14 protein-coding genes and 1 pseudogene are annotated in these 14398 nt (G+C 74.6%); 4 read left to right on the top strand and 11 right to left on the bottom strand.

Annotation, left to right across the window (positions count from 1 at the left end; all coding sequences use genetic code 11):
• Nucleotides 1-52 precede the first annotated feature (52 nt).
• Nucleotides 53-439 (top strand): cupin domain-containing protein, encoded by a 387-nt coding sequence (locus ACK2IS_RS00835; protein WP_409484277.1) that lies wholly within the window; start codon nucleotides 53-55, stop codon nucleotides 437-439.
• A gap of 22 nt (nucleotides 440-461) precedes the next feature.
• Here ACK2IS_RS00835 and ACK2IS_RS00840 read toward each other — a convergent pair whose 3' ends face one another.
• From ACK2IS_RS00840 to trhA, 4 genes are all read right to left on the bottom strand, one after another.
• On the bottom strand, nucleotides 462-2411 hold the full coding sequence (locus ACK2IS_RS00840; protein ID WP_409484278.1) for a signal peptidase I: 1950 nt from the start codon (nucleotides 2409-2411) through the stop codon (nucleotides 462-464).
• On the bottom strand, nucleotides 2411-3097 hold the full coding sequence (locus ACK2IS_RS00845) for a hypothetical protein (protein WP_409484279.1): 687 nt from the start codon (nucleotides 3095-3097) through the stop codon (nucleotides 2411-2413). Before ACK2IS_RS00845 ends, ACK2IS_RS00840 begins: the two co-directional genes overlap by 1 nt.
• A gap of 124 nt (nucleotides 3098-3221) precedes the next feature.
• Nucleotides 3222-3830 carry a hypothetical protein gene (locus ACK2IS_RS00850; RefSeq protein WP_409484280.1) on the bottom strand — a complete coding sequence of 203 codons (609 nt, stop codon included), beginning with the start codon at nucleotides 3828-3830 and terminating at the stop codon, nucleotides 3222-3224.
• Between the two features lie 182 nt (nucleotides 3831-4012).
• Nucleotides 4013-4711, bottom strand: coding sequence for a PAQR family membrane homeostasis protein TrhA (gene trhA, locus ACK2IS_RS00855; protein ID WP_409484281.1), 699 nt, complete (start codon nucleotides 4709-4711; stop codon nucleotides 4013-4015).
• 187 nt (nucleotides 4712-4898) lie between these two features.
• Here trhA and ACK2IS_RS00860 point away from each other — a divergent pair, with 187 nt between their 5' ends.
• Nucleotides 4899-5615 carry a hypothetical protein gene (locus tag ACK2IS_RS00860; protein WP_409484282.1) on the top strand — a complete coding sequence of 239 codons (717 nt, stop codon included), beginning with the start codon at nucleotides 4899-4901 and terminating at the stop codon, nucleotides 5613-5615.
• Between the two features lie 78 nt (nucleotides 5616-5693).
• On the opposite strand, the pseudogene ACK2IS_RS00865 reads toward ACK2IS_RS00860, so the two are convergent.
• Nucleotides 5694-6224, bottom strand: a pseudogene (locus ACK2IS_RS00865) (hemerythrin domain-containing protein); the annotation flags it as partial.
• Between ACK2IS_RS00865 and ACK2IS_RS00870 the strand changes: the two are divergent.
• A complete protein-coding gene (locus ACK2IS_RS00870; protein ID WP_409484283.1) occupies nucleotides 6223-7233 on the top strand; it encodes a small ribosomal subunit Rsm22 family protein in 1011 nt (336 codons plus the stop codon). The pseudogene ACK2IS_RS00865 and the gene ACK2IS_RS00870 sit on opposite strands and share 2 nt — an antisense overlap.
• Nucleotides 7234-7353: 120 nt before the next feature.
• On the opposite strand, the gene ACK2IS_RS00875 is transcribed toward ACK2IS_RS00870, so the two are convergent.
• The 6 genes from ACK2IS_RS00875 to ACK2IS_RS00900 form a co-directional block, all read right to left on the bottom strand.
• Nucleotides 7354-7518 carry a hypothetical protein gene (locus ACK2IS_RS00875; RefSeq protein ID WP_409484284.1) on the bottom strand — a complete coding sequence of 55 codons (165 nt, stop codon included), beginning with the start codon at nucleotides 7516-7518 and terminating at the stop codon, nucleotides 7354-7356.
• A gap of 166 nt (nucleotides 7519-7684) precedes the next feature.
• The gene (locus tag ACK2IS_RS00880; RefSeq protein WP_409484285.1) at nucleotides 7685-9169 is read right to left on the bottom strand and encodes a hypothetical protein; all 1485 of its coding nucleotides are present in this window, start codon (nucleotides 9167-9169) and stop codon (nucleotides 7685-7687) included.
• A gap of 386 nt (nucleotides 9170-9555) precedes the next feature.
• Nucleotides 9556-10170 carry a GNAT family N-acetyltransferase gene (locus ACK2IS_RS00885; protein WP_409484286.1) on the bottom strand — a complete coding sequence of 205 codons (615 nt, stop codon included), beginning with the start codon at nucleotides 10168-10170 and terminating at the stop codon, nucleotides 9556-9558.
• Between the two features lie 16 nt (nucleotides 10171-10186).
• Nucleotides 10187-11494: a Dyp-type peroxidase gene (locus ACK2IS_RS00890; RefSeq protein ID WP_409484287.1), complete on the bottom strand. Its 1308-nt coding sequence runs from the start codon at nucleotides 11492-11494 to the stop codon at nucleotides 10187-10189.
• Nucleotides 11494-12093 (bottom strand): copper chaperone PCu(A)C, encoded by a 600-nt coding sequence (locus ACK2IS_RS00895; RefSeq protein WP_409484288.1) that lies wholly within the window; start codon nucleotides 12091-12093, stop codon nucleotides 11494-11496. Before ACK2IS_RS00895 ends, ACK2IS_RS00890 begins: the two co-directional genes overlap by 1 nt.
• Before the next feature lie 32 nt (nucleotides 12094-12125).
• A complete protein-coding gene (locus ACK2IS_RS00900) occupies nucleotides 12126-12779 on the bottom strand; it encodes a hypothetical protein (protein ID WP_409484289.1) in 654 nt (217 codons plus the stop codon).
• Nucleotides 12780-12891: 112 nt separating this feature from the next.
• On the opposite strand from ACK2IS_RS00900, the gene ACK2IS_RS00905 reads away from it, so the two are divergent.
• Nucleotides 12892-14382: a hypothetical protein gene (locus ACK2IS_RS00905; protein WP_409484290.1), complete on the top strand. Its 1491-nt coding sequence runs from the start codon at nucleotides 12892-12894 to the stop codon at nucleotides 14380-14382.
• Nucleotides 14383-14398 lie beyond the last annotated feature (16 nt).

A 14398-nucleotide genomic window follows, 5' to 3' on the forward strand; every position in this document is an offset into this window, starting at 1 on the left:
TGGGCAACGTGAGCAGGCGGATCCGACCGCCCCCGGTAGGTAGCGTGGGGGGATGAGCCAGCCCACCGACGACCACGTCGAGCAGAGCACCTCCGGCCGCAGCCCCGGCACCGACGAGGGCACCGTCACCCAGGTCGACGACGCCTGCGGGCGTGCCGCGAGCCGGGGCGGTCGCCCGGGAGCCACGGCCGTTATCGACGACCCGACCGTCAAGGTCGTGGCCTTCGAGTTCGCGGCCGGTGACGAGCTCAAGGAGCACGCCGCCCGGCACCCCGTCCTGATCCAGGTGCTGCGCGGGCGGGTGACCTGCACCGTCCAGGGGCGCGAGATCGACCTGGCACCAGGGGGTCTGCTGCACCTGACCCCGATGCTGCGGCACGCCGTGCGGGCCGGAGAAGCGAGCACCCTCACGGTGACGATGCTGCTGCCGCACGGCTGAGGCGACCCGCACGCGGTGTCGATCAGGCGCCAGCGGCCTGATACATCGCCGCGACGTCGGCGTCCCCGACCTGCTGCCCGGCAGACGCGCCGTAGAAGCCCGCGAACTGCAGGTTGCCCGCCCAGAACAGGCTCGTGGGGGCGGGGGTCAGCCCCGGGCTTCCGGCGCTGTAACCGATCTGGGGGTAGACGACGCTGCCGTTGCCGGAGGAGGTCGTCGACGGGCTCGTGGCGGCGGTCGCACCGTCGATCCACAGCTTGGCGCCCGTGGTGGTGCTCAGCTGGCCCACCGCCTGGTGCCACTGCCCGTCGTTCAGGGGCTTGCTGGAGACCAGCGTGGTGCTGCCGACCGTCCAGCGCACGTAGCCGTTGTTGTCCATCCACAGGGTCCGGGACCGGCAGGTGCCGGTGCTGTCGGCGTAGCACATGAGCACCCCGCCGCGGGTCGTGGTGGTGGCGAACCAGGTCCCCGTCGTCTGCCGGTCGGAGTACTGCGGGTCACCGTCGGCGAGCGACTGGCTGGGGGGAGCGGTGACGGTGATCTTGGAGGTGGCCCCGTCCAGGCTCACCGAGCCGATGCCGTGGAGCGACTTGTCCCGACGGCACCCGTAGCTGCTCGGGGTCTGGGTGACGTTGGTGTAGGCCGCGGTGGACGTGCTCTTGGTCGCCTGGCTGGTCGTGCCGCTGATCGACGTGCCGTTGCCCAGGGTGTAGCCCACGACCAGCTGCGCGGGGGCGGCGTACGGCTGGTAGTGACGCAGGGCCTCGAGGCAGGTGTAGAAGTAGCGGCTCGTCGCGGTGTCGGTGGTGTTCTGCAGCTGGGCGGTGAGCGCGGAGGAGGTGGGGGCAGCCGCCGCGGCCAGGACGACGGAGGGCGCGACCAGCGCCGCGGCGGCGGCGCCCCGGGCGAGGCGAGCCGGGCGAGCCGCCCGGGCAGAAGGCGCGAGGCGAGCCGCCCGGGCAGGACGCGCGGCCCGGGGAGTGCTGCGGCGTATGGCGGCGCGCGCGGCGGCGAGCGGCCGGGGTGCGGTCCCGCGCGGCCCGTCCGTCGGCTCGTCCGTCGGCCCGTCCGTCGGCCCGTCCGTCGGCCCGGGCTCGGCGTCGCCCTGGTCGTCGCGCACCATGAGGGCGGCCAGCAGCGGGGTGGCGCACAGCAGGCCCATCAGCACCCACCCCCACCAGGGCAGGTGCAGGGAGGGGACCAGCTGGTAGCGACCGTGGCTGTCGGCCTGCTGGGTGGTCGCCCAGGCCAGCTGGCCGGGCACGACGTCGACGTGCCGGTGGTCGAGCGAGGTCGCGCGCACGGGCAGCAGCCCGGTGTTGACGACGGAGATCCGCACCCCACCGCCGGGGGCGGGCACGAAGCCCGTGGTCTCCGCACGCACGAGGGGCCGCACCACGAGCAGGGCCAGGGAGGTGCTGAGGGAGGCGCCGCTGATGGTCGTGGCCACCCGCATCGGGGCTGCGACCCGGGAGCGCACGGCGGCCGTCAGGAAGCCGCCGAGGGCCAGCCAGGGCAGGCACCTGAGCACCCAGCCGAGACCGAACCACAGGTGGGTGGCCTTGCCGATGACGTTGGCCCGCGGGACGACCCAGCCGTCGGGGGAGCCGTTGAGGTCGCCCTTGGTGCGCAGCCCCTGGGGGGTGGTCTCGACGATGCGGTGGGTGTAGTCCCGCTTCGCGTTCGGCGGCCGGAAGGTGATCACGTCGCCGGCACGCAGCGTGGCCGGGTCCACCCGCTCGCTCACGACCAGGGTGCCGACCGGGGCCGTGCGGGCCATGGACGGCGTCTCGACGACGAAGAGGTGTCCCCCGCGGGCGGTGAGCAGGGCCCACGACAGGCCGAGGGCGATGAGGGCGGCGGCCAGGAGCGCTGCGAGGGCGCGTCCGAGCAGCCGGGTCCGGTCGGCAGCGGGGTCCGCACCGCCGGCCGGGCGGCGGGGGCGGGACGTCGCGCGGGAGGCGGTCACCATCACGCGGTGAAGTTCCAGGTGAGCGGCTGGCTGATCTGGTAGCCCGCGAAGCTGTTGTCCGCCGAGGAGTCCAGGGCCACGGAGAAGGTCAGCTTGACCGGGGTGTTCGGCGCCAGGGAGGTCAGGCCCGTCTTGGCGAGCATGTTGACCGGGCTGGTGAAGGCCGCCGCGGTGCCGGAGTAGATCGGGTGGACCGTGGTGCCGTTCCCGACGGTGGCGGTGACGGTGACGGTGAACTTGCCGCACACGGTGCTCGGGGCGGCGCCGCCGTTGAGGGCCAGTGCGGTGGCGGTGCACGCCCCGGGGGTCAGGGTGAAGGCCGTGGCCGGGGCGGTTCCCGTGTCGACGATCTGGACGTAGGTCGTGGCGGCCGCGCCCCCCGGGGTGAGGGCGGTGGCGCCGCCATACTTGTTGATCGTCCCGCAGGTGGCGCTGTTGGTCGCCATCCCGGCGGGGGTGCCGTCGTTGGAGGTGCAGGTCTGGGTGACGGTGCCGCCCGCCGCGTCCGAGGACGTCGTCTCCTTCATGGTGAGCGTGCCGGACGCGGCGGTGTTCACGGAGTTCTGGATCTGGGCGGTGAAGGCCGACAGGGTGCCGCTCGTGGACAGGGCCATGGCGAGGCTGCCGGCGACGCCGGCCGCGAGAGCGGCGGACCGGCGGGAGGGCCGCGGACGGGCGAGCTTCACGGGGACTCTTTCGCGTACGACGAGGGGGTGCCGGGTGATGGGGTGGGACGTCCCCGGCCGGGGGAGGGGGACCGCTTCGTCGACCGGCCTCGGTGCCTGCGCACCGGGGCCGGTCCGACGCGGATCACGCGTTGAAGGTCCAGGTCAGCGGCTGGGAGACCGACTCGCCCTGCACCGCGTCGGTGGCGGCGGTGGTCGCGAAAGTGATCTCCACGTTGGACGTGCCGCCGGCGGTGACGTTGGTCGTCGCGAGGGTCAGCGGGCCACCGGACGCGAGGGCGGCCGGCGTGCCGGTGAAGATCTGGGTGCCGTCCTGCTTGATGGTCACGACGGCCTCGGTGCACAGGTCACCGGTGTTGCTCGCGGTGTTGGTCAGCGTGCAGGCGCCGGGGGTGAGGGTGAAGGTGCCGGCGTTCATGGTGCCGGCGTTCTTGATGGCGATGGCCGTCACCTTCGTGGCGTTGCTGGTGGTGTTCATGTTGAGGTCGCCGCCGTACTTGTTGATGGTGGCGCAGGTGGCGGACGTGGCCGAGGCGGTCGTGAGGCACGTGGCCGTCCCGCCGTTGCCGTCGGGTCCGGTCTCCTGCATCACCAGCGAGCCGACACCGCCGGTGTTGGTGCTGTTGGTGATGGAGGCGGTGAAGCCGGAGAGGGTGCCGGAGGCGGAGAGCGCGAGGGCGGCGGTGCCGAGGGCGCCGGCGGTCACGAGGGTGGGACGACGGGTGATGCGCATGGGGGTGCTCCTGTTCGGGGCGGACGGCTGAGTTCCCACAGGACAACACGAAGTGCGCATGAGCAGTAACCCTAAGGAGTCGATACTCACCTGTTCGGACGTAACGAAACGCCAAACGGACTAAGACAGACGCCGACGTCCTCAGGCTCTGCTCACCCTCCGGGCTCGAGACCGTCCCCGGATCAGTCGAAGACGACGTACGCGATGGCGACGTAGTGCGCGATCGCGGCCAGCACCGTGCACGCGTGGAAGACCTCGTGGAAGCCGAACCACGTCGGCGACGGGTTGGGCCGGCGCAAGCCGTAGCACACGGCCCCGATCGTGTAGAGCACGCCGCCCAGGGCGATCAGCACCACCACGAGCGGCCCCCCCGCCGTCCAGAAGGCCCCCAGCCATCCCAGCGCCGCCCACCCCATGACGACGTAGAGCCCGGTGTAGAGCCAGCGCGGCGCCCCGATCCACAGCACCCGGAAGAGCACCCCGAGCACGGCGCAGGACCAGATGAGCACCAGCAGCAGGACCCGTGAGCGCCCCCGCAGGAGCAGCAGGCTCAGCGGCGTGTAGGTGCCGGCGATGAAGACGAAGATGTTGGCGTGGTCCCACCGCTTGAAGACCCCCCGGACCTTGTCGTTCCAGCTGCCGCGGTGATAGGTCGCGCTGGTGCCGAAGAGCATGAGTGCCGCCACGAGGTAGACCGCGCTACCGATCCGCGCGATCAGGGTGGGTGCGGCGACGCACAGCGCCAATCCGGCGAGGAACACCACCGGGGTCATGCCGGCGTGGAGCCAGCCGCGCAGCCGCGGCTTGTCGAGGAGGTCGGCGGTGGTCGTGGCAGGGGGGATCGGGCCGTGAGGGGTGGGGTCGGTCACCGGGGTGCTCATGGCCCCACGCTAGGTGGCGAGGGGGCGGCGCCACCACGCGCCCGGCGTGCGCCGCGACGCAGGAGGTGCTCTCACGGTGACAGTCCGTTCCCGGCTGCCGGGTCCGGTGATCTGTTCGTATGACGCCCCCCGGGGTTCTGGCGACATACCTCACTCGAAGTATCCATGAATCACCTATCGTGACCACGTGAACCGATCCTCGACTCTCCTCGCCGTGGCCTGCCTCACGGGTCTGCTCGGCGCCTGTCAGGGCGTGCCCGCACCCGCGGCGCCCGGAGGGGTGGATCAGGCCGCGCAGGCCGAACGCCTCGCCACCATGACGTCGCGCACGACCGCCCCGTCGTCGCCTCACCGCACGATCATGGTGAGCGCGGAGGCGACGCCCCCGCCGGTCGCGGTCCCCGAGGAGCGGGTGGTGCCGCACGCGCCGGCCCCCACGGCGCCCGCCTCCGCGATCCCCCGACCGGCCACCGCCACCGCCACGACGGCCCCCAAGCCGTCGCCGGTGCTCGTCGCGCCCGCGGTCGCCACCCCGACACCGCGCAGCGTGCCCACGGGGCCCAGCCGCGTCATCACGTACGGCGACCCGGCGACCGTGGCCCGGTCGGCAGCGCTGCAGCGCGCCGTGCGGGCCTGGTCCGACGCCTACCTCGGCGGCAACGGTCCCGCGGCCCACCCGATGCTGTCGACCCGGTGCCGCGCCATCACCTCGGTCGGCACCCTGACGCGCCAGGCCCAGGCCGTGCGCCGGGAGCTGGCCGGCCCGCTCGTCATCCGCACCCTGCAGACCCAGGTCACCGGCCGGGTCGGGTGGGCCACCTACCTGTACGACGTGCCGAGCGTGAACCAGATCGTCGAGCCGTGGATCCTGGAGGGCAACGCCTGGAGGCGGGACGTCTGCTGAGCCGTCCTGCCCGGTGTCAGGCGAGGTCCATGATCCCGCTCCCAGGGGTCCGTCCAGCGACACCGCGGCCGCGGGGAACAGGCCGTTGTCCTCACGGTCCATGGGGAACCGCAGCCGGTCCTCCAGGGCGTGGTCGCCGCCGAGGTCGCCGCCCCTGACCGCGTCGAACAGGCCCCACAGGTCCTTGTGCTCGGCGCACAGCAGGTCGACGTGCTCGGTGAAGTCCTCGTCCTCGCGCAGCACCGCGAACAGGCTGCGCTCCTCGGAGTCGAAGTGCGGCTGCATCAGGCCCCGCAGGTGGCCGCACGCCGCCTGCACGGCGGCGAGGTCCTGGGCGTCGCAGGCCCGTCGCAGCACGCCGAGCTCGTTGATCAGGTGCTCGTGCTCGTCCATGTAGCGACCGATGAGCCCGATGTCCTCGCACCCGCAGCAGGAACACATGGCCCCAGGCTCCGCCCTGTCCGGCAACCGCTCAACCTGGTGCGCGCTGCCGGGCTCCCGACGGCGCGGCCGGGAGCCCGACCAGCCGCAGGAGGGACCGACGCGGGTCGTGGGTGGGGTGCCGATAGGCTCGTACGGACCTCCCTCCACGTCACCCGGAGCGCCCATGTCCTCCTGCCGCACCTGTCCCGTCGAGCCCGAGGAGGTCCCGGGCCGGCTGCGCGTCGTCCTGGAGGAGGCCCTCGCCGGTCGCCCCACCGCGCTGCTGGCCGGGCGGGTGCAGCAGCTGATCGAGGCCTACCGCTCCGGTGAGGTCCCGGCCGCGGTGATCCTCGACGATCCCGCGACCGTCTCGGCCTACGCCGCCTATCGCATGCCCGCGACGGTCGCCGCGCTGCGGTCGGCGCTGGGTGAGCTGTACGACGCCGTCCCGGACCTGGCGGTCGAGCACCTGGTCGACCTGGGCGGCGGGACGGGGGCGACCGGCTGGGCCGTGGCATCGCTGGACGGCGGACTCGCCCGTGTCGACGTGCTGGAGCAGGCGGCTCCGGCCCGGGCCGCGGGGGCGGACCTCGCGCGGCGGTCCGGCATACCAGCTCTGGTCGAGTCCCGGTGGCACCCTTGGACGCTCGGCAGCTCGCGGGTGCCCGCCGGGACGGGGGACGCCGACCTGGCGGTCGTGTCGTACGTCCTCGGCGAGCTGCCCGAGCCGCTGCGGCCCGAGGCCGTCGAGGTCGCCGCGTCGCTCGCCTCGACGGTCCTGGTGATCGAGCCGGGGACGCCCGCGGGCCACGACCGGGTCCTGGCCGCCCGGGAGCGGCTGCTCGCCCTGGGGCTGCGGGTGGCCGCGCCGTGCCCGCACGGGTCGGCGTGCCCGCTCGCCGAGGGCGACTGGTGCCACTTCCCGGCGCGGGTCGAGCGGTCGGCGCTGCACCGGTCGATCAAGGGCGGTGAGCTGTCCTACGAGGACGAGAAGTTCAGCTACGTCGCCGCGACCCGCCTGCCGGTGCAGGCAGGCTCGGGACGGGTGCTGCGACACCCCTTGCTGCGCAAGGGACTCGTCGGGTTGCCGCTGTGCCTGCCGGACGGGACGACCGCCGAGCGGGTGGTGTCCAGGCGGCAGGGCGCGGGCTACAAGCAGGCCCGCAGGACCGGTTGGGGCGACGCCCTGCGCTGACCTCACGGGGTGCCCGATGGGTCATGCGGGACGCAGGCTCGGGTGACCGCATGCCACGCCCCCACCAGGGGAGCCGTGGCATGGTTGCCCGAGCCTGCGTCGTGGGGCGGTGCGCTGGGCTCAGTAGGAGCTGTGCTCACCCTCGCCCTGCGCCGGCTCGCCCTGGTCCTGGCCACCCGCGGCGGCGGGCAGGTCGGACAGGTCGTCGGCGTGGTCGGTGGCCTTGGGGGCGTCGTCGTCGCGAGGCTCGAGGGCCTCGTCGGTCAGGGGTGCGTCGTTGCTCATGCGGCCAGGCTACGACGCGGGGGCGACTCCGCGGCCGATGGGGCTCGACACGACGGTCTCGGCATCTCTAGCGGCTGTGGCATACACCCGGATCGACGGGCAGCGACCGGCCGGCGCTCACGCCCCGCGTCACCCCTGGTGGTCCCCCCGGGCGCGCCCGGCGCAGTCACGACTCTGCGTCGGTCTCCGCGAGCGGAGCCGTCGTGGTGGGCACGGGGGTGCGGCTGGGGCGAGGCTGCGGGGTGCCGGTGGGTGCCGGTCGCGGCGGGGGCGCAGGTGTGGGTGTCACCGTGGGGGCCGGCGGCGTCACCGGGTCCCGCGGCGCCGGCGGTGGTCCGGGAGGCTGCGTCGCGGGAGGCTTCGGGGCCTCGGGCTGCCCCGAGGGTCGAGGAGCGGGTCGGCCGGTCGGGCGCTGCTGCTGGGGGGACACCCGCGCGGTGCGCGTGGTCGCAGGCTGCGGCTTGCGCAGGGGAGCCGGGGCGCGTTGTGACGTCGGCACCGGCGCGACGTGCTCGGTGGACCCGGTGGGGCCGGCGGACCCGGTGGGCTCCGAGGGCTCGGTGGGCTCCGCAGGCTCGGTGGGCTCCGAAGGTTCGGCGGACGCTGCCGGGTCCACGCCCTCGGAGATGTCCTCGGTGCTGCTGACGCTCTCCGTGGTGGACATCGCCGAAGGGACAGCCGCCACCTCGATGGGCGCGGTCCTGTCCGTCGGGGCCGGGCCCCCCATGATCTCGTGACCGAGAGCCGCGCTGACGACGAGCAGAACGCCACCGGCGGGCAGCGCGATCTTGTAGGGCAGGGGGAGACGGGCGAAGAAGCCAGGGCGCGACGGCGCCCCGACGTCGCCCGGGGAGGCTGCGACCACCTGGACCGACGTGGCGCCCGCAGGCTCCGGGATGATGCTCGTCATGGGGACGGCCTCGGAGGCCGGGGCCGGGATGGGTGGGACGTCCACCGTCGGGGTAGGCCCGGGCTGGGCGGTGGGCTGGGCGGCGAGGACGGGTGCGGGCTCGGGCTGGGCCTCGGGCTGGGCGGTGGGCTGGGCGGCGGGGACGGGTGCGGGCTCGGGCTGGGTCTCGGGCTGGGCGGCGGGGACGGGTGTGGGCTCGGGCTGGGTCTCGGGCTGGGCGGCGGGGACGGGTGTGGGCTCGGGCTGGGTCTCGGGCTGGGCGGCGGGGACGGGTGTGGGCTCGGGCTGGGCGGTGGGCTCGCCGGCGGGGACGGGTGTGGGCTCGGGCTGGGCGGCGGGGACGGGTGTGGGCTCGGGCTGGGCGGTGGGCTCGCCGGCGGGGACGGGTGTGGGCTCGGGCTGGGCCTCGGGCTGGGCCTCGGGCTGGGCGGCGGGGACGGGTGTGGGCTCGCTGGCGGGGACGGGTGTGGGCTCGGGCTGGGCCTCGGGCTGGGCCTCGGGCTGGGCGGCGGGGACGGGTGTGGGCTCGCTGGCGGGGACGGGTGTGGGCTCGGCGGCGGGGACGGGCTTGGGCTGGCTGACGGGTGCGGGCTCGGGCTGGGACGAGGTGGTTGCTGGCTGCTGCGCCTCCTCGGCGCTCGGAGCGGGCGTGGGCGGCTCGATCTGCGGCAGGACCTCCGTCTCGGCTGCCGGGGTGAGCCCGGGCCCAGGGTCGGGCGCAGTGGTGGGGGCGCCGGGCACCGGGCCGGTCTGGCCTGCGGCGTCCGGTGTGGGGTCTGATGCCCGGTCCGGGGTGGTGGCAACGTTGCGGGCGTATCGAGAGCATCGCGTGATGATGTCGGACAGCACAGATGATCCTCTGGAGCTGAGGTGGGGTGCGCTCAGGGGCGAGCCGTGGTCCAACCATAGGAGCGTGGCCTGCACATGGCTCCAGCGCTGGACGCGACGAATCCCCAAGACCCCACGGCCGGTTCAACGTCTTCGCTGTCGGTGGTCCCGCACGGCGGATGGTCAGGCCGCAGGTGAACGGCCTTTGCGCTGGGTGAAGGCTTCCGGGCTTGTGGAGACCGCGTCGACGCGGGGGGTGAGCCGCGTCCAGGCCGGTCGATCAGGACCTCTGGCGTCATCTAGTGCTCGTCCGATAGAGCACGAGGAGACGGCAGCGAGTCGTAGGGGTCGCTCGGCAGGTGCGCCAGCGTGTGGTCGTCCAGCCACCGCCCGTCGCGGCCGAGGACGCACGCCCGTTCGGTCCCCTCGAGCACGAAGCCGTTGCGGAGCAGCACCCGCGTCGACGGCTCGTTGTCGGCGAACACCTTGGCCACGATCCGGCGGACCTCGAGCTGGTCGTGCAGCATCGGCACGACGAGGCGGACGGCGGCCGACGCGATGCCCCGGCCCCACTCGCGCGGGTGCACGACGTAACCCAGCGTGCAGTCCCAGGCGTCGACCTCCGGCCCGAGCGAGCAGGGCCGCTCGAAGCGTCCGCCGACGTCGCCGACGACCTGCCCGCCCACCTCGATGACGCACCGGTAGCAGCCGGGGGCGGTGCGCTCGGCGTGGACCGCGCGGGCGTCGTCGAGCGAGGTGACCACCCGGCCGACCCACGGATGGGTCTGCGGGAGCTGCTGATAGGCCCACATGGCCGGCACGTCGCCCGCGAGCGCCGGGCGGATCGTGACCCGGCCGTCGGTCAACGGCCAGGAGACGGTATGGCGCTGCACGGGCGACGCGGCCGGGCTCATGCGGGGGTCCTCCTCGTCATACCCACAGGTCCTGGGCGAGCAGCTCGCCCTGACGGCAGCCGCGGGGGATCGCCCAGACCGAGGAGCCGACCGGGGTGGTCCAGGTGTTGAGCAGGTCGCCCTCGGCGAGGCGACGCTGCACCTCGACGAACTGCGCCAGCTGCGCCTGGTAGGCGATGAACAGCAGCCCGGCGTTGCTGAGCTGACCGGGCTCGGGGGCGTCGTCGTAGTTGAAGGGCCGCCGCAGGAAGCGGTCCGTCCGGTCGGTGCGGTGGGGCATCGAGCGACGGACGTGCGCGAAGTCGTCGATGACCGGGAGACCGAGCCGGTCCTTGGCGCCGAGGTCCGGTGTGTCCCGCTCGGCCTTGCCGGTGAGCGGCGACCCGTCGTGCTGGCGCCGCCCGAGGGCGGTGTCGCGGGTGACGGGGTCGGCCTCCTCCCAGGTGTCCAGGTGCATCGCGATGCGCCGCAGCACCATCGTGGTGCCGCCCTGCAGCCAGCGGGGGGCGTCCGAGCCGCACCACAGGATCGAGTCGTCCACCCCTCGATGGGGGTTGACGGTGCCGTCGACCTGGCCGAAGAGGTTGCGCATCGTCTCGCCCGGCGGGGTCACCGCGTAGCCCTGCCGGAACCCGCGCTGCACCCACCGCACGGTGGCGATGGTGCGGGCCTCCTTGGTCAGCACCCACTGGGCGTGCGACACGGTGATCGGTGAGTCCGCGCAGATCTGCAGCAGCAGGTCGCCACCGGACCAGCGGTCCTGCAGCTTGTCGATCGCGGGGAACGCCGGCAGCGGCCCCAGCCAGGGCGGGCAGGGCTGGGTGACGCCGCGCAGCGCGAAGACCCGCGGCCCGAGGCCGAGCGTCACCGACAGGGACGCGGTGGTGCGCGTCATCTCCGGCTCGAAGTCGGTGAACGGCGCCGTGCCGCCCATCATCTGGGAGATGTCCTGGGTCCAGATCCGCATCAGCCGCTGGAGCGCGGTGACGTCGGCGCCCGGCTCCAGGTCGAGCGCCACCCACACGCCGTGCGCCTGCGGCGGGTCGATGATGCCGGGCTGGTGCTCGCCCCAGAACTCCCGGCGTTCGCCCCCGCCCAGGGGCATCACCGCGGGCTGCGCGTCGGTGCCGTCCTGCGCGGCGCCGGGCGCGGCGGGGGTGGAGCGACCCACCCCCGCCGTCGCCGCGGCCCCGACGGCCACCCCGCCGAGCGCCGACGCACCCGCGGTGAGCAACCCACGTCGGCTGACGCCGGGCCGAGGGGCGGCGTCGCCGGGTCCGGAGGCGCCGTCGCCGGGCCCGCTCGGGGAACCGTCGGTGCTCATCAGCGTGAGCTGGTCGGGGCGGGCGTCACGGAGGTGGGCGCGCCCTGGTTGGGAGTCATCGACATACCGCCGTAGGTCTCCTTGGCGCCGTTGAACTCCCGCGCCGGCGCGGCGATCTCGACCTTGACGCCGTCCGCGGTCTCCAGGGTGACCGGGACCGTCTCGCCGGACAGCACCGGCTTGGTCAGGCCCATGAGCATGATGTGGTTGGCCCCCGGACGCAGCTCGAAGGCACCGTGCCTGGGCACCACGAAACCGTCCTTGGTCTCCTTCATCACCATGGCGCCGGAGGCGTCCTTGACGGTGAGGTGCAGCTCGCCGTGGTCGGCGATGGGAGAGGACGCCGTGACGACCCGGACGTCCTGGTCGGTGTCGTTGCGCAGCGTCGCGAAGACGCCGGTCATGCCGCCCTTGACGGCCTTGATCCAGGGGTCGGAGACGGTGAGCGGGCCGGTGGCCGAGGCGGTGCCCGTGGCCGAGGGGCTGGTCGCAGGGGCGACCGAGGTGGTGCCGGTCTTGCTGTCGGTGGCCGGGTCGGCGCCGCATGCGGACACGGCGAGGAGGGTGACGAGGCAGGGGAGCGCGAGGCGCGAGTACATGAAGGTCCTTCGGTGGTCTGGTGTCTGGCAGGTCAGGTGGGACGGACCAGCAGCGGGGGACCGCGGCGCGGCGCGACGTCACGGACGTGCGCCAGGGCCGGTGCGAGCACCGGGAGGACGGGCAGGGCCGGGCGCGGCCGGAGGGCGGGGCGCACGGGCAGCGGGCGTACGGCGGGCGCGACCAGTCCGGCCAGCAGCCACAGGGCGCGCTCGCCCCGGGCGAGGACCAGGGCGGTGACCGCGGTGGCGAGGACGTGGGCGAGGAGCATGACCCACCCGCCGTGGTGCACGTGCCCGAGGGCGGCGTGCGCCCCCGCGGACTGGTCACCGGCGGCGTGCAGGTGCGCGGCGGCGAGGTCGGGGACCGAGCCGTGGCCGTGGTGCGCCGCGATCGCCATACCGACGCCGGGGTCGACCGGTGCGCCGGTGCGGCCGAGCACCGTGAAGGCCAGGTGCAGCCCGAGCTGCCCGCCGCCGAGCAGCACCGCGAGGGAACGGGTCCCCAGCCGGTGGGCGCTCGCCACCAGCGAGCCGGCGCCGACCAGGGCGCCGAGGACCAGCAGGGCCGCCGGCCCCGGCAGCGACCCGCCGCCGCACGCGTGGGCCAGCGCGGCCAGGCACACCGTGGTGGCCGCGAGGACGCCCGTGCGGGCACCGCGCAGCACACCCCCGTCCGGCCTGGTCATGGCCTCAGTCTAGGAGCGCGCCGGGCCTGGTGGTGCGGTCCGTTCAGCGGGTGCGCCCCGGCGCGGGGCGTGATGTCCTGGAGCGCCCCCTACCCCGCACGAGGAGCATCCCGTGGCCGACACGACCGGAGTGGTCTTCCCCCTCGAGGACGACCGACGCAGCACCAGTGCCGTCGGTCGCCGCGTCGTCGCCGCCGCGCTGGCCGGCGCCGACCCGATCGGCTCGGCGTCGGCGCGCCGCGACTCCGAGTGGCGCCGGGACTACGGCCGCCATCTCCGCCGGCTCGTCGAGGTCGGGATGCACGACGGCGACCTCGCGGTCCGGGTGGCCCGTCAGGGTCTGGACGAGCTGCACCGCCAGATGCGGTGGGTGGGCCCGGACGGGGGCGCCGAGCAGCCGCTCGCCGCGGCCTTCGAGCAGAGCCGGACCCTGCTGCGCAGCGAGGTGGTCCAGGGCACGGCCGAGCCCGAGCGCGAGCTGACGCTGCCCTACCAGGGCCGGCGGCTGCGCGGCGACGACGTGCGCCGCCGGCTGGAGCGGTGGGTGCGCGACGGGGTCGTCGAGGGCGGCGTCCAGGAGGCCGTCGAGCGGGTCCTGGACCACCCGGACTGGCTGGACCTGCGCGACCAGCGGGTCGTGGTGCTCGGCGCGGGCGCGGAGATGGGCCCGCTGCGCGCGCTGCTTCGCTGGGGCGGCGAGGTCGTCGGCGTGGACCTGCCCCGACCCGCGCTGTGGGCCCGCCTCGCCGACGTGGCCCGCGGCAGCGCCGGACGGCTCGTCCTGCCGGTGGACGCCCGGGCGGCACAGGCAGATCCAGCGCACGGCGCCCAGACGCGGCACGCCGGCGCCGACCTGCTGCACGACCTCGGGTCGGTGGCCACCTGGCTCGAGTCCCTCGACGGGCCGCTGGTGCTCGGCAACTACGTGTATGCCGACGCCGCCACCAACCTGCGCCTGGCCACGGCCTGTGACGCGCTCGCCGTGCGGCTCCTGGAGCGGCGCGGCGGCGACCTGGCGCTGGCCTTCCTCGCCACCCCGACCGACGCCTTCGTCGTGCCCGCGGACGTCGTCGACCACTCCGTCCGCAGCTATCAGCGTCGCCGGGTCGGCCGCCTGGTGCGACAGCCGATCCGGGCCGCGAGCGGCGGACGGCTGCTGCGCCGCCAGTACGTCCCCCGCGAGGCGCCCGCCATCAGCGACAGCACCGTGTCGCAGCAGGGGCCGAACTACCTGCTTGCCAAGCGGGTCCACCGCTGGCGGGCCACCGTGGCCGCCGCCGACGGCGTCACCGTGTCGCTCAACGTCGCGCCGCCCACCCGCACCCGCTCGGTCACCCGCAACCGCGCCCTCGCGGCCGCCTACGCCGGGGCCCACTGGTTCGGCGTCGAGGTCTTCGAGCCCGCCACGGCCAACACCCTGATGGCAGCCCTGCTCGTGGACGACCTGCGGCACCCGGGCCGGTCGGCGAGCGACCGCACCACGCTCCCGTGGTGCGCGGAGGCGCGGGCCGCCGCCCACGGAGGGCTCTGGCGCTCGGCGTACGACCCGCGCTCGGCCCTGGGGATCGCCGCCGTCCTCGGGCTCGGCGCCGCCCGCCTCTGACCTGCGCCCCCGCCGC

The organism is Arsenicicoccus dermatophilus, assembly GCF_046267915.1.
Lineage (GTDB): Bacteria > Actinomycetota > Actinomycetes > Actinomycetales > Dermatophilaceae > Arsenicicoccus > Arsenicicoccus dermatophilus_A.

What these genes read in the sequence shown, in the direction of transcription:
- ACK2IS_RS00835 (WP_409484277.1), top strand. Translation starts at nt 53, where the DNA reads ATGAGCCAGCCCACCGACGACCACGTCGAGCAGAGCACCTCCGGCCGC.
- ACK2IS_RS00840 (WP_409484278.1), bottom strand. Translation starts at nt 2,411, where the DNA reads ATGGTGACCGCCTCCCGCGCGACGTCCCGCCCCCGCCGCCCGGCCGGC.
- ACK2IS_RS00850 (WP_409484280.1), bottom strand. Translation starts at nt 3,830, where the DNA reads ATGCGCATCACCCGTCGTCCCACCCTCGTGACCGCCGGCGCCCTCGGC.
- trhA (WP_409484281.1), bottom strand. Translation starts at nt 4,711, where the DNA reads ATGAGCACCCCGGTGACCGACCCCACCCCTCACGGCCCGATCCCCCCT.
- ACK2IS_RS00870 (WP_409484283.1), top strand. Translation starts at nt 6,223, where the DNA reads ATGTCCTCCTGCCGCACCTGTCCCGTCGAGCCCGAGGAGGTCCCGGGC.
- ACK2IS_RS00875 (WP_409484284.1), bottom strand. Translation starts at nt 7,518, where the DNA reads ATGAGCAACGACGCACCCCTGACCGACGAGGCCCTCGAGCCTCGCGAC.
- ACK2IS_RS00885 (WP_409484286.1), bottom strand. Translation starts at nt 10,170, where the DNA reads ATGAGCCCGGCCGCGTCGCCCGTGCAGCGCCATACCGTCTCCTGGCCG.
- ACK2IS_RS00890 (WP_409484287.1), bottom strand. Translation starts at nt 11,494, where the DNA reads ATGAGCACCGACGGTTCCCCGAGCGGGCCCGGCGACGGCGCCTCCGGA.
- ACK2IS_RS00895 (WP_409484288.1), bottom strand. Translation starts at nt 12,093, where the DNA reads ATGTACTCGCGCCTCGCGCTCCCCTGCCTCGTCACCCTCCTCGCCGTG.
- ACK2IS_RS00900 (WP_409484289.1), bottom strand. Translation starts at nt 12,779, where the DNA reads ATGACCAGGCCGGACGGGGGTGTGCTGCGCGGTGCCCGCACGGGCGTC.